Origin of the sequence: Pseudoalteromonas aurantia 208 (assembly GCF_014858725.1) — a bacterium.
Classification (GTDB): Bacteria; Pseudomonadota; Gammaproteobacteria; order Enterobacterales; family Alteromonadaceae; genus Pseudoalteromonas; species Pseudoalteromonas aurantia.
This window is the reverse complement of the sequence record NZ_AQGV01000012.1, coordinates 2,462,624-2,476,647: the sequence shown is the minus strand read 5'-3', so window position 1 is coordinate 2,476,647 and position 14,024 is coordinate 2,462,624. Positions and strand designations below refer to the sequence as shown.

12 protein-coding genes are annotated in these 14,024 nt (G+C 37.6%); 11 read left to right on the top strand and 1 reads right to left on the bottom strand.

Annotated elements, in window-relative coordinates:
* The first annotated feature begins 2 nt into the window (after nucleotides 1-2).
* The 11 genes from PAUR_RS14645 (at nucleotide 3) to wecA (ending at nucleotide 11,397) form a co-directional block, all read left to right on the top strand.
* A complete protein-coding gene (locus PAUR_RS14645; protein ID WP_192508413.1) occupies nucleotides 3-1,160 on the top strand; it encodes a CapA family protein in 1,158 nt (385 codons plus the stop codon).
* Nucleotides 1,150-2,289, top strand: coding sequence for a glycosyltransferase family 4 protein (locus PAUR_RS14640; protein WP_192508412.1), 1,140 nt, complete (start codon nucleotides 1,150-1,152; stop codon nucleotides 2,287-2,289). Before PAUR_RS14645 ends, PAUR_RS14640 begins: the two co-directional genes overlap by 11 nt.
* An 8-nt stretch (nucleotides 2,290-2,297) precedes the next feature.
* Complete coding sequence (locus tag PAUR_RS14635) at nucleotides 2,298-3,440, top strand: N-acetyl sugar amidotransferase (protein WP_192508411.1); 1,143 nt, start codon at nucleotides 2,298-2,300, stop codon at nucleotides 3,438-3,440.
* Nucleotides 3,407-4,057 carry an imidazole glycerol phosphate synthase subunit HisH gene (hisH, locus tag PAUR_RS14630; protein WP_225738361.1) on the top strand — a complete coding sequence of 217 codons (651 nt, stop codon included), beginning with the start codon at nucleotides 3,407-3,409 and terminating at the stop codon, nucleotides 4,055-4,057. Before PAUR_RS14635 ends, hisH begins: the two co-directional genes overlap by 34 nt.
* On the top strand, nucleotides 4,058-4,855 hold the full coding sequence (locus PAUR_RS14625) for an AglZ/HisF2 family acetamidino modification protein (RefSeq protein WP_192508410.1): 798 nt from the start codon (nucleotides 4,058-4,060) through the stop codon (nucleotides 4,853-4,855). It abuts the gene before it with no gap.
* 267 nt (nucleotides 4,856-5,122) lie between these two features.
* Nucleotides 5,123-6,133, top strand: a complete 1,011-nt coding sequence (locus PAUR_RS14620) for a polysaccharide biosynthesis protein (protein WP_192508409.1) — start codon at nucleotides 5,123-5,125, stop codon at nucleotides 6,131-6,133.
* A gap of 14 nt (nucleotides 6,134-6,147) precedes the next feature.
* The gene (gene wbjC, locus PAUR_RS14615) at nucleotides 6,148-7,254 is read left to right on the top strand and encodes a UDP-2-acetamido-2,6-beta-L-arabino-hexul-4-ose reductase (RefSeq protein WP_192508408.1); all 1,107 of its coding nucleotides are present in this window, start codon (nucleotides 6,148-6,150) and stop codon (nucleotides 7,252-7,254) included.
* Between the two features lie 5 nt (nucleotides 7,255-7,259).
* A complete protein-coding gene (gene wecB, locus PAUR_RS14610) occupies nucleotides 7,260-8,390 on the top strand; it encodes a non-hydrolyzing UDP-N-acetylglucosamine 2-epimerase (protein ID WP_192508407.1) in 1,131 nt (376 codons plus the stop codon).
* On the top strand, nucleotides 8,390-9,583 hold the full coding sequence (locus PAUR_RS14605) for a glycosyltransferase family 4 protein (protein WP_192508406.1): 1,194 nt from the start codon (nucleotides 8,390-8,392) through the stop codon (nucleotides 9,581-9,583). Before wecB ends, PAUR_RS14605 begins: the two co-directional genes overlap by 1 nt.
* Nucleotides 9,580-9,975, top strand: coding sequence for a WbuC family cupin fold metalloprotein (locus PAUR_RS14600; protein ID WP_192508405.1), 396 nt, complete (start codon nucleotides 9,580-9,582; stop codon nucleotides 9,973-9,975). The genes PAUR_RS14605 and PAUR_RS14600 overlap by 4 nt, the downstream gene beginning before the upstream one ends.
* Nucleotides 9,976-10,317: 342 nt before the next feature.
* Nucleotides 10,318-11,397 (top strand): UDP-N-acetylglucosamine--undecaprenyl-phosphate N-acetylglucosaminephosphotransferase, encoded by a 1,080-nt coding sequence (wecA, locus tag PAUR_RS14595; protein WP_192508404.1) that lies wholly within the window; start codon nucleotides 10,318-10,320, stop codon nucleotides 11,395-11,397.
* A gap of 153 nt (nucleotides 11,398-11,550) precedes the next feature.
* Here the strand turns inward: wecA and PAUR_RS14590 are convergent, their stop codons facing one another.
* The gene (locus PAUR_RS14590) at nucleotides 11,551-13,677 is read right to left on the bottom strand and encodes a YjbH domain-containing protein (protein ID WP_225738359.1); all 2,127 of its coding nucleotides are present in this window, start codon (nucleotides 13,675-13,677) and stop codon (nucleotides 11,551-11,553) included.
* Nucleotides 13,678-14,024: the final 347 nt, after the last annotated feature.

The window sequence follows — 14,024 nt, the reverse complement described above, 5'->3', positions numbered from 1 at the left end:
TTTTGAAGAGCTATATATTGATTGCTGGGGACTTTGTACCTAATGATACTGGCAATTATAATGATACTGATAGCCTATATTGTAAGACTTTAACAGCCGAGATTAATGGCGCAGATCATTTTATTGTAAATTTGGAAGCACCAGTCACTAAAAGTTCAAAGTTAGTACATAAAAGTGGTCCAAACTTAAAGCTTGACAACCTAAGCGTTGGTGATTTGAATTCCTTTGGAATAACAGACGCAAAGCTTGCAAATAACCATATGATGGACTTTGGAATACAAGGGTTAAAAGATACCATAGAGTTCTGTGAGAAAAGTGCTATTCGGCACTGTGGAGCTGGGCTGAATCAAAACAGTGCAAAACGTGCTTTAGAGTTAAAACTTGAAGATAAAAGCGTTGCATTAATTAATATTTGCGAGAATGAGTTCGGAGCAGTTGATGGCGATGTGGGTGGTGTGAGTGGCTATGATCTGCCAAGCTTAATTCGACAGCTTAAACTTGCTAAATCCCAGTTTGACTTTGTTATTATAGCGTTTCATTGTGGTGTAGAGCATTTGGCTATACCAAGGCCTCGTTTAGTTAATGAATGTAGATTGTTGGCGGAATTAGGCGCAGATTTAATTGTTTGCCATCATACACATACGCCTAGTGCCTATGAAGTACATGATGGGTGTCAAATCTTTTATGGAATAGGGAACTTCTATTTCCCCGGTAATAAACATGACTTCAAGTGGAATCGTGGGTTATTGGTGAAGGTATCAATAACTGACGAAGGACGACTTGACGGGGAATTACTTTATACGAAACAAAGTAGTGAAAAGTATTGCGTTGAAATACTCAATACAATAGAGGAAAAAGAGTTGACGGGTTTCCTAGAAAAGCAGAATGAATGTTTGACATCTGTTGATGTTTTGAATGATAAATGGATGAAGTACTGTTCTGAGGTGGAGAATGAGTTTTTAACCCTCGTTTATTTTCCGTTCATTGCTTGGCCTATGAGAATATTGTCTAGATTCTCTTTATTCAAACGAATAGCATTTCCCTTGTTTAGGGTTGCAGTTAGGAAGAACTTAATAACTTGTGAATCGCATTATGAAGTTTTGCAATCTATTCACGCAAATTATTACAAGAAAAGACAAGCGTCAAAAAATGAAAAATAGCAAATATGTAATTGGAGTTGACGCATCGCGAAATCGATCAGGAGGAGCTCGAGCTCATTTGATTGGTGTTCTATCTGATTTAGACTTAGATGAACGAATTGCGGAAATCCACGTATGGACTTATCGAGAGCTTGCTGAAATGCTGCCTAAATATTCTTGGCTTACGATTCATTTGCCTGAAGAGTTGGAGAGGGGGATTTTCACGCAAGTCTTATGGCAAAGGAGATCTTTGCCGAAAGCGTTAAACAAGAATAATGTAGATATATTACTGTCAACGGATGCAGGTACTGTATGTCGATTTTATCCATCTGTTGTAATGAGCAGAGATATGCTGTCATTCGAAGATGGAGAAATGGGGCGTTACTTCCCTTCGAAGTCATGGTTGAGGCTTTTGTTACTGAAGTATATGCAGGTGTGGTCGTTAAAATCTGCGCAAGGCACAATTTTTCTGACACAATATGCGGAAAATGTTATTTCTAATTTTACTGGTAAGTTAACTAAACAAGCAGTGATACCTCATGGTATTAGCGAAATTTTTAGAAAAGCGCCAACAAAAGATATCAATATTGAAAACCCTCGATTTATTTATGTCTCTAATGCCGATAAATATAAGCATCAATGGCACGTAGTTGAAGCATTTTTTAAGTTTCGTGCTTTATCAGGCAAGAATGCCACGCTCACCTTAGTTGGCGCGAACAGTGGCCCATGTGCCCAGCAAGTAAATGAAGCAATTCAAAAGTTTGATGATGGAAGCTCAAGTGTCACGGTTTGTGATTTTTTGCCACACAATGAAATTCCTCTTTTACTCCATGAGCATGATATTTTTATTTTTGCGTCGAGCTGTGAAAATATGCCTAATACTCTTATAGAAGCGATGTCAGCGGGTTTACCAGTCATCTGCTCAGATAGAGGACCTATGCCGGAGGTGCTTACGGAAAATGGTGTGTATTTTGACCCAGAGGTTCCATCTTCAATTGTGGATGCAATGCTTGGTATTTGCTCTAGTGTCAATTTTGCAATCGAAAAAGCAACGGTTTCATATAACGAAGCTGCAAAATTTTCATGGAATAGATGCAGCAAAGAAACGTTCACATATATGTTATTAGTTCTCGAAAAGTTAAAACAATAGGTTTAAAGATGCTTTCTAAAGAATATCAGATTTGCACATGTTGTATTATGGACACTACGGATCCTAACATCACTTTTGACTCTCAAGGTAAATGTAACTATTGCAATAACTTTGACTCTACAATTAAACCTAACTGGGATAGCACTGTAAGTGATAATAGCCAATTGCTACAGTTAGCACAGTTAATTAAGGATGATGGGAAAGGCAAAGAGTTTGATTGTATTATAGGTCTTTCAGGTGGATTAGACAGTTCGTATACGGCATATGTAGCAAAAGAAATAATGGGTTTACGACCATTACTTGTACACGTTGATGCAGGTTGGAACACAGATCAGGCGGTTGGCAATATTGAAAAACTGGTTGATGGTCTAGACGTTGACTTATATACAGAAGTTGTTAATTGGGAAGAGATGCGAAGTCTACAAGTTGCATTTTTAAACTCAGGAATCCCTGACCAAGACCTAGTCCAAGATGCTGCTTTTTTTTCTGGCTTGTATAAGTTTGCGCGTCAGCATAAAGTAAAACATATTCTGACAGGCTCAAACTTTTCTACAGAGTGTTGTCGAGAGCCTGAAGAGTGGGGCGGATACCTTGGAATAGATAAAAGGTTGTTTGGCGATATTTGGAAAAAATTTGGCACTGGAAAACTTAGTTCATTTCCATTGACAGACATTCTTGTATATAAAGTTTTTTATCAAAAAGTATTGGGTATGAAAGTTCATCACCCATTGAACATGACGCCGTTCATGAAAAAGCAAGCAGAGGATGAGTTAGAGCTTAAATTTGGCTGGAAGCGTTTTAAGCATAAACACCATGAGTCCCGTTTTACTCGCTTTTATGAAGACTTTTGGTTACCTAAACGGTTTGGATACGAAAAACGAAGAGCGCACTTCTCAAGTTTAATTATGACTGAACAGATGACGCGTGAGGCGGCATTGACTCGAATTTCTAAACCAGAAATGGATGAACATTTCCACGAGCAAGAATTTGAATATATAGCGCATAAATTAGGCCTTAATGTGAATAGCCTAGATGCTATCTTGAAGCAACCAAAAAAGACCTACCGTGATTATAAGAATAAACGGTGGTTGATAATGCTTGGTGCTAATGCATTGCGATGGCTTGGTTTAGAAAAGAGGTACTTTCGTTGATAAGAGTTGTTGATTATGGCGTTGGGAACATTCAAGCTTTCCTTACTTTGTTTAAGCGGCTGGGGCTGGAAGCTAAGCGGGCAGTATCCCCTTTAGAATTGAGTGATGCAACCCATTTAATTCTTCCGGGAGTTGGTCACTTTGATCATGCTATGCAGAGCTTAAATGAATCAGGTATGCGGGCGGAGTTAGATAGGCTTGTGTGTAATGAAAAAATCCCCGTTATGGGCATTTGCGTTGGAATGCAAATGTTGGCAGATAGCTCTGAAGAAGGTGAGTTAAAAGGACTGGGGTGGATTCCAGGTAAAGTTAAGTCTTTTGCCAATAACCCGGTAACCGCAAAGTTACCTATGCCACATATGGGATGGAATAATTTAACGGTATCGCCAAATACATCCTTATTTTCTAAGGAGAGTGATTTAGAGCCACAATTTTACTTTTTACACTCTTATTATTTTGATGCGTCAGATAAACAGGATGTTGTTGCTGCTGCAAATTATGGAATGGACTTTGATGCGATTGTTTCTCGAGGCCATATTTATGGAGTTCAATGCCACCCAGAAAAAAGTCACCATTGGGGAGCGCAGCTTATTAAAAACTTTGTAGAGTACAATTAAATGCTAAGATCTCGAATTATCCCATGCTTGCTTATTCAAAATAAAGGGTTGGTAAAGACGCGGAACTTTAAAGAGCCAAAATATGTTGGTGATCCGTTGAATGCCGTAAAAATCTTTAATGAGAAAGAAGCTGATGAATTGATGGTTGTAGACATAGATGCATCACGAAATGAAAGAGAACCAGATTTTGATTTGGTTGAAAAGTTTGCAGCAGAATGTCGTATGCCTCTGTGTTATGGCGGGGGCGTAACAAGTGCCGCGCAAGCGTCAAAGTTAATTAGTTTAGGCGTTGAAAAGGTTGCTGTTAGTTCAGCTGCTATTTTGAACCCGACTCTATTAACTGAAATGGCTCAAGCTGTCGGAAAGCAGTCTGTGGTGGCTGTAATCGATATATGTAAGAAAAAAGGTTTTTTTTCTAGTGGGTATGAAGTTTGTATTTATAATGCTAGCCGCACAATTAAGCAAGATCCGATTGAGCTTGCGCGATCTTTACAAGATGCGGGAGCGGGGGAGATAGTATTTAATTTTGTTGACTTAGACGGCACTATGCAAGGCTATGATATTGAATATGCAAAGTCCCTAAAAGAAGTGTTGTGTGTGCCAGTTACTTTTTTGGGAGGAGCTGGTAGTTTAGAGCATATGGGATCACTGATGGAAGAGCTCGGAGTCGTAGGAGCAGCTGCTGGAAGCTTATTTGTATTTAAAGGTAAGTATAGAGCTGTTTTAATTAACTACCCTGAGTTAGAGAAGAAGTTACAGATATGTCAGCAAGCTTCAAAAGCTAGGCAAAATATCTAGTGGGCTAGAAATATGAAGTGACATTGTTACATTGCTCTACACGTGATGGGTTGTTTTGTAATACTATTGCATTTATAGGTTTGTAGAGTACTTAATTCTGTTAGAAAGAGGCTACATTGGTAGCTAATATTTTGTGATGTAATGGCTATTTATGTTAGATTATTTTTAATAGTAATTTTGAAATTAGCTTAGTTATTTTCCCTGGTATTATTCAGGTGTAAATAGATTTTAACTTGTATAACGTATTATAAACTAGAGAGAATAAATTTGTTTGATAATAAAATATTGTTGATAACGGGTGGCACAGGATCTTTTGGAAACGCCGTTCTTAAACGATTTATAAACACAGATATAAAAGAAATTCGAATTTTTTCACGAGATGAGAAAAAACAAGATGATATGAGAAAGGAGTATAATAACCCCAAAATAAAATTTTATATTGGTGATGTAAGGGATTACAATTCAATTCTTGCAGCAACGCGAGGTGTTGATTATATTTATCATGCTGCAGCATTGAAACAAGTACCATCTTGTGAATTTCATCCCATGCAAGCAGTTAACACTAATGTGCTTGGTACAGAAAATGTTTTAGAAGCAGCGATTGTTAATAACGTTTCTAGGGTTGTTTGTTTAAGTACTGATAAAGCAGTATACCCTATTAATGCAATGGGCATTTCAAAGGCGATGATGGAAAAAGTCATGGTTGCTAAAGCGCGTACTGTTGACTCGTCTAAAACAGTTATTTGTGGGACGCGTTATGGTAATGTAATGGCTTCACGTGGTTCTGTAATTCCACTTTTCGTTGACTTAATTCAAAACAATAAGCCGATAACAATTACAGACCCATCTATGACACGTTTTATGATGACGTTAGAAGATGCGGTCGATCTAGTACTTTATGCATTCGAACATGGTAATAGTGGTGATATCTTCGTGCAAAAAGCACCTGCTGCCACCATTGAAGTGCTTGCTAAAGCATTAACTGAATTGTTAGATAAGAAAGCACATCCAATAGATATAATAGGAACGCGTCACGGAGAAAAGTTATTTGAAGCTTTATTGAGCCGCGAAGAAATGGTTGCAGCTGAAGATATGGGGGATTACTACCGAGTCGCACCAGATAATCGTGACTTGAATTATGGTAAGTACGTTGAATCTGGAGATAAGCGAATCTCGGAAGTTGAAGATTATAACTCCCATAACACTGAGCGCTTAGATGTTGAAGGTATGAAGCAATTACTTCTTAAACTTAACTTTATGCGTACACTTGCAATTTGATTTAAGGGATTATTATGAATGTGCTTGTTACAGGTGCTGATGGCTTTGTTGGCAAAAACTTAATCATTAGCCTTAAGCGTAATAGCGATATTGAGATCGTTAGATATACAAGAAATAACACACTAGATGAATTAACGAGTTTTGTGGACTCAGCTGATTTTATTTTTCACTTGGCAGGTGTTAATCGGCCAGAGAGTGATAGTGAATTTAAACAAGGTAATGCTGATTTAACTTTTGAAATTTGCAATCGTGTTAAGGCAACTGGTAGAGATATACCTATCGTACTAAGTTCTTCTATTCAAGCTGAGCGAGATAATGCATATGGACAAAGCAAGCTTCTAGCTGAAACGCATCTGTTAAACTTGCATAATGAAACCGGAAATAAAGTTTACTTGTATCGCTTGCCTAATGTATTTGGTAAATGGTGTAAACCAAATTACAACTCGGTTGTCGCTACTTTCTGCAACAACATTGCCAATAACTTACCAATCCAAATTAATGATGAGAATGCGGAATTAGACTTAGTGCATATTGGCACAGTCGTTACTTCATTCTTGGATGTGCTTTTCTCTCAATACAAAGACAAAATTCATATAGATATCGAACCGATATATAAAGTTACATTGGGCGAGTTAGCTTCAAAAATTTACGATTATAAAAATAGCCGTGAATCTTTGATAACTGAACGAGTTGGCGATGGTTTTGAGCGTGTTTTGTATGCAACTTATATCAGCTATATAAAGCCGGATGATTTTGGCTATGAAGTTAAGCAGCATAAAGACCCCAGAGGGCGTTTTGTCGAGATGTTAAAAACAAAGGATTCAGGTCAGTTTTCTTTCTTTACAGCTCATCCAGGTATTACCCGAGGAGGGCATTACCATCATTGTAAAACTGAGAAGTTTTTAGTAATAAAAGGCAAAGCCCGCTTTGGTTTTAGGCATATAATTACGGACGAAATGTGTGAATTAATCACAACTGGTGACGAAGCTAAAATAGTTGAAACTGTACCTGGATGGTCTCACGACATTACAAATATTGGTGATGATGAACTAATTGTAATGTTATGGGCTAATGAAAATTTTGATCCAGAAACCCCAGATACTGTTGCGTACAAGGTATAATGAAAGTGAAAAAGTTGAAAGTAGTAAGTGTCGTAGGAACTAGACCTGAAATAATTCGTTTGTCGCGGGTATTAGCTAAGTTGGATCACTACTGTGAGCATATTATTGTTCATACGGGCCAGAATTACGATTTTGAATTAAATGAAGTTTTCTTTAATGATTTGGGTATAAGAAAACCTGATTACTTCCTTAATGCGGCAGGTAAAAATGCAGCGGAGACTATCGGTCAGGTAATTATTAAAGTAGATGAAGTGCTTGAAGAAGTAAATCCTGAGGCAATGTTAATTTTAGGTGATACTAATTCCTGTATTTCCGCAATACCAGCTAAACGTAGAAAAATTCCTATTTTTCATATGGAAGCGGGCAACCGTTGCTTTGATCAGCGCGTACCTGAAGAAACAAACCGACGTATAGTGGATCACACTGCGGATATTAATTTAACTTACAGTGCTATAGCGCGAGATTATCTACTCGCTGAAGGCTTACCGGCCGATCGTGTTATTAAAACGGGTAGTCCAATGTTTGAGGTCCTCAATTATTATATTGAGCAAATAGATTCCTCAGATGTATTAACTCGTTTAGGTTTACATAAAGGTGAATTTTTCGTAGTAAGCGCTCATCGTGAAGAGAATGTTGATTCTCCAAAGCAATTAGCAAAACTCGCGGAAACACTTAATACAATTGCTGAGCATTACAATTTACCGGTGATTGTTTCAACTCATCCACGAACTAGAAACCGAATTGAAGCGCAGGGCTTACACTTTCATAAGAATATTCAATTATTAAAACCTTTAGGTTTTCATGATTACAATCATTTACAGAAAAATGCAAAAGTCGTTTTATCTGATAGTGGTACGATTAATGAGGAGTCTTCAATTCTTAACTTTCCGGCACTCAATATGCGTGAAGCACATGAGAGACCTGAGGGAATGGAAGAAGCCTTTGTTATGATGGTAGGTTTAGGTGTTGAAAGAGTAATGCAAGCGCTCGAGGTTTTGAAAGAACAACCAACGGGTGAAGAACGCCTGTTAAGGCCTGTTTATGATTATAGTATGCCTAATGTTTCTGATAAAGTTGTGCGTATAATCCTTTCATATACTGATTACGTAAAGCGCGTTGTTTGGAAAGAGTACTAATGCATTTAGCTTTGGTTATCGATGACTATTTACCTGACAGTACCAGAGTTGGGGCTAAGATGTTTCATGAGTTAGCTGTGGAGTTAACTCATTTGGGCCATAATGTAACGGTTATAACACCTGGTTTTGAACAGAAGCATGCCTTTCGTGAAACTCAATTAGATAAAGTCAAAATTTGGAACTTTAGATCGAGTCCCATTAAAGATATTGGAAAAATACAGCGAGCAATTAATGAAACAGTTTTGTCTCACAGAGCTTGGTCAGCGATAAAACATCGGATAAAGGGAGATACATTTGATGGGGTCGTCTATTACTCGCCAAGTATTTTTTTTGGTGGTTTAGTTTCTAAAATTAAACAGCGTTGTGCTTGTCGCTCATATTTAATTTTAAGAGATTTCTTCCCGCAATGGGCCATAGATTCTGGTTTGATTAATGCGGGTTCAATGATTGAGAGGTACTTTAGGTATTTTGAGAAAAGAAACTATAGTGCAGCCAATGTTATTGGAGTTATGTCCCAGAAAAACTTGGAAGTATTTGGCAAGCAATCTCCATGTTATTCCGGTAAGTCTGAAATCCTGAGAAATTGGGCGTCATTAAAACCATCGGAAGAAGTTTACGACATACGCAAAAAGTTATCTCTTGAAAATCACATAATATTTTTTTACGGTGGCAATATTGGCCACGCCCAAGATATGGCTAATTTAATGCGCTTGGCAAAGGGTATGAATGACTACCAATTAGCACATTTTTTGTTTATAGGCCAAGGTGATGAAGTTGAACTGATAAAACAGTTAGCGGAGCAGTGGCAACTTAGCAATTTCACATTTCTTCCATCAGTTGGGCAAGATGCTTTTAAAAAAATCCTAGCTGAAATAGATATTGGGCTTTTTTCCCTTTCTAAGAAACACACGGCTCATAATTTTCCAGGCAAACTTTTAGGGTATATGGTTGAAGCAAAACCCATTCTTGGAAGTATAAACAAAGGGAACGATTTAAAAGAAGTGATTAACTCTAATTCTGCTGGTTATATTTTAGATAATGGAGAAGATCAGTCTCTGCTAAATAGTGCTATTAAGCTTTATGAGGATCAAGAAGAGCGAATGGAGTTAGGCCTTAATTCGCAAAAATTACTTGAAAATGAGTTTTCGGTAAGCTCAGCAGCGAATCTTATAGTGAAGGGATTAAGATCTTGAAATCATTTACAAGTAGTGATTGTGATACTTTGTTTGCGCAAGCAGAAAGCTCAGAAGTGATGAGAGCTCATAAACTACTGCATGATTCTCACGATGATAAAGTTCAGCGGTTATTAATAGCATTTGTTAAGGGCAGCTATGTCGCCCCTCATTATCATGAATTACCCCATCAATGGGAAATGTTTGTCGTAATGAGAGGGGAGCTGTTAATAAAAACATATAGCTACCTTGATGAGGTAAAAGTTGTATCTGAAACGATTGCTAGAGAGGGGGATATACTAGAGGTTCAACCACGTGAAGCCCATAGCGTTGAATGTATAAGTAACAGAGCTTTACTATTAGAAATAAAGGAAGGACCGTTTCAGGATAAGTATGCAAAAGTTATGCTCTAAACAGTAGAGTACTGGCGCTGTTATTGTAGAGTATCCTCAATGAGAGAGTAAAAAGGCATTTGATTTAAGTACACGTGATATTGTTGTTAATACAGAGTTTAATGATGATATAAGTCTGTATTGCAAGGTTAAATTTACTAATCATTGATTAAACTTAGTTTAGTAATAGTCAATATATGTCTACTTAATGGAAGCTGCACTATTTTAGTGCCTATAAGGAAGGCATAACGCCATTGATTTATGAGGAATTATTGATTGTAAGTCACCTTTTCATTTTATTTATTATGGACTAAAATAGTAGCCTATTCAATCTCGCTTATATTTTTTAATAAGGATGTGTAAATGTTAGTCGAGCTTATCTATGTTTTTTTCTTTTCGTTTACTACTTTGTTTGTAATGAGAAAAGTAGCCAAAAGAATAGGGTTGGTTGATAAACCAAATGAACGAAAACAACACTTAGGAGTAGTACCTTTAGCCGGAGGGATTTCTGTATGTATATCTGTTTCATATTTTCTGTACCAAAAAGCGGGCGGATCGCCTCAATTATACATACTGCTTATTAGTTTAATGTTCCTTACGTTATTGGGGGCACTTGATGATAAGTATGATTTGAGTGTTAAACTTAGATTAGCCTTACAAACATGCGTTGCGGTAGCTATGATGCACTTTACAGATTACCGACTTGTTTCATTGGGCGATCCATTTGGGTTAGGCTCAATTGACTTACCATTGTTAGGGTATGGAATGACAGTTTTTGCTGTGATCGCGGCAATAAATGCGTTTAATATGGTGGATGGAATTGATGGTTTACTTGGTGGATTGTCAATCGTTACGTTTGCGAGTTTAGCTCTACTAGGTGTTATTTTTGGTGATATGCTCACGACTTCCACATGCTTAATTTTTATCTGTGCGATTATCCCTTATGTTTGTATGAACCTTGGCTTACTAGGCAGAAAAAGAAAGGTGTTTATGGGAGATGCAGGTAGCATGATGATTGGTTTTGCTGTTGTGTGGCTGTTACTTTCTGTAAGCCAAGTTACGGCTGAGGTAAGTCAGTCAATTCGGCCTGTTACTGCTCTTTGGCTTATCGCTATTCCTTTGATGGACATGGCTGCGATTATGATTAGAAGAATAAAGCGGGGAGACTCGCCTTTTAAACCCGATCGAGAACATTTGCACCATATTTTTCAAAAGCTAGGGTTCACATCAACACGAACGCTAGTCATTATTGTATTAGTATCGACTTCGTTTGCATTAGTTGGGGTTTTGGGAGAGGTTTTCAATATTCCAGAACCGCTTATGTTTTATAGTTTTGTCGCTTTATTTGGGCTATATCACTTCGCTCTTTCTAATGTGTATTTCTTATGTGGGTTATTCAATAGTATATTTGGTACTAACCTCTCCATAGAAAGCGCTAAGTAATTTTTGAGATAAACGCGAGTGTATTATTGTACATTGTTGTGTGAATTAATTTATCAAATCTCAAGTGATTAGAATGATTTTATTTTAGATTGCTAGTATTAATGTAGATTAAAACCCACTGCTTTTATGAAAAACAGTGGGTTTTTTTATTCATTATTTATGCGTTTTGTACGCTTCTCTTAATCGAGGTAAATGATGCTGAATGTAGCTTTCAGACAAACGACTCTGATTAAATAGCTCGGTTTCAATTGATGTATCATTAAATGGCAGTTGAGCTAACCCAAAAGCCACAGTGTTAGCGTCGTTTCCAACTCTTGTTTGTATACGCTCTCTCCAGTTACTCTTACCTTTAAGAACACCGTATGGGGTTGTATAGTCTTTACGAGGGGTTAAAGGAACTGTTAAGCCTACCCCGACAAAGCGACCAGTGGTATCTAGGTAGTAAATGTCTAAAGAGGTGTCACCAAACCAAAATTTACTGGTGAGTTTATAGCCGCTATCTTTGTTGAAAAATTTACCAACGCTTGCAGATAAGCTGATGTCATATTCAGATAAGTTGTATTGGTAACTGGTATTGTAAACTGTTTTGTCACCATCATAGTCTTGATAGTCAAAATAGCCTAATTGCGCACTAACTTGATGTCGGCCATCTTCGCTCATCCACATACTTTGATGTTTAAAACCTAAATAGTCTGTAAAGTCATAATAGTAGCCAATTTGTGTTTGATTATAGATATTGAACGACAACTGCCAATTTTGTTTATAGGTTAAACTGGTAAGGCCATCTTTATGCCTAAATCGTGTAAAAGGCTTGTTATCTTTGAAATCATCGGAAGTGGCAACACCTTGTGTGCCTGTCGCGACGAAAGAACCGCCTTGCCAAACTGGCACCTCTAGTTGTGCTTTTAAAGCGAGGGAATAATCAAGTACGCCAAGCTCAGTAGCAACGCCTTTAACAATATCAGGGCTTAATGTGAGACGTGGTTTGTAATACGGGCTATTAGTCGAGCCAAAGTTAACCCAAGTTAACCCACCATGTTGTATATTTACACGGTTGGTGATCGCCAAGTTAGGTGCACTACCAGATTGTATAAAATCTCTGTATTCATCTAATTGACCTGATATTTGGATTTGCGGCACTTCAAGTTTTTGTAGCACCAAATTGAAGTCCATACCTGGGTAGTTAAAGTGCGCTTGTAAGCGACCTAATATTAAGCCAATAGCATCCAGTTCATTTTGGTTGAAGACATGGTTTTCAATAATGATGTGTACACTTGATAGGCTATAACCAACATGGATGTTTTCGAACCCATCAGCAAGTAATGCTGCTTTAAAGGCCATGGCTGTTTGTTCTAACTCTGAATCTGTGGCATTGTGTGTCACTACTTTTGATTTTAGTAGTGAGGGCTTACCTTTGCTAACTGTGTTGTCAGCTTGTTGAGAGCGCTGACTTGTGAGTGCAGCGGCATTTACTTTTGGGGTGTTTGAGTCAGAAGTGATGCTCACCATTTGCGGTGCTGGTTTCACAGGTCTATAACTTTTATGCTCAGATTTATTGAGTTGGTATTTAAGGTTTACCCCAAAATAAATGTCGTCTTCACTTTGCTTATGGTCATAATAGTTTGCAGCCAAACTGATGGCTAAATTATTACTTAACCATTTTTTAGGTACGTGCACTTTAACCCCTGAGCTTGCGGCTTCACCATCATGTTCGGCTGTAATACTTAGCCAATCAGTCGCATGCCACTGTACACCTGCAAATGCCCCGTCTAATCGATTTGTTAAATTATCAGTTGAGCCAGCACCCAAAGTTAAATCGAAATCACCTAAACGTTTTGTGGCTACTGCGTAGTAAGCTTTATAGTTGTTTGCCGCGCCGCCAATATCTTGCGCACCAATGGCAAGCGAAAACCACTCATGGGGAACAAACGGTAGCTGATATTTGGCATTGAATGATAAGTCACGAATTTGCTTATTGTCTTTTGCAGTTTCGTGAAAAAGGTTATCGTGAATACTCACACTGGCAATTTTACCACCGACCTCTAGACCCTTAAACACACCCGCGTTAATAGTAAAATTATGCCCATCAACGATATCTTGCCTAAATTCAAGTTGGTTATTATATTGTGTATGTAAACTGCCAAAATCAGCAGTATAGGCATTAGGAATATTAATTAACCCAGTGTAGCCATAAAAAGATTGATTATCTGTTATTGCAGCCATCGCTGGGGAGCTTGCTATAAAGCAAGACCATATCATGGTGTTGGTTTTTTTGCGCATGAGTCAACCGTATTGTTGTGTTATTCCGTGTCGCAACAACTCAAAAAAGAGTTTATATGCGTTAAAATATGATTGTATCGAGGTTAATTAAAAATACCAATGGGTTGCGGCTAAAGATGTGTAAATTAAGAGGTAAAATTAAAAGTATTAGCTGAAATTTATGACTTATGACAAATGTTTATCATATTAGTATTGTAAAGTACGATCTAGCGTCACACATCGCCATTATTCTGTTGGAACTTTGAGCTTCATATGCTACATTTGTAACGCTAAAAGTTAAAACCTGTTGCTTGTATAAGCTTTAGGTATAACTTAATTTGGCGGAAGTTCAGGGAGTGAAAGAAGTC

Bases quoted from the DNA above. Each gene is read 5' to 3' on its own strand.
- PAUR_RS14590 (WP_225738359.1), bottom strand. From the start codon at position 13,677: ATGCGCAAAAAAACCAACACCATGATATGGTCTTGCTTTATAGCAAGC.
- wbjC (WP_192508408.1), top strand. From the start codon at position 6,148: ATGAATGTGCTTGTTACAGGTGCTGATGGCTTTGTTGGCAAAAACTTA.
- PAUR_RS14635 (WP_192508411.1), top strand. From the start codon at position 2,298: ATGCTTTCTAAAGAATATCAGATTTGCACATGTTGTATTATGGACACT.
- PAUR_RS14605 (WP_192508406.1), top strand. From the start codon at position 8,390: ATGCATTTAGCTTTGGTTATCGATGACTATTTACCTGACAGTACCAGA.
- wecA (WP_192508404.1), top strand. From the start codon at position 10,318: ATGTTAGTCGAGCTTATCTATGTTTTTTTCTTTTCGTTTACTACTTTG.
- PAUR_RS14640 (WP_192508412.1), top strand. From the start codon at position 1,150: ATGAAAAATAGCAAATATGTAATTGGAGTTGACGCATCGCGAAATCGA.
- hisH (WP_225738361.1), top strand. From the start codon at position 3,407: ATGGCTTGGTTTAGAAAAGAGGTACTTTCGTTGATAAGAGTTGTTGAT.
- PAUR_RS14625 (WP_192508410.1), top strand. From the start codon at position 4,058: ATGCTAAGATCTCGAATTATCCCATGCTTGCTTATTCAAAATAAAGGG.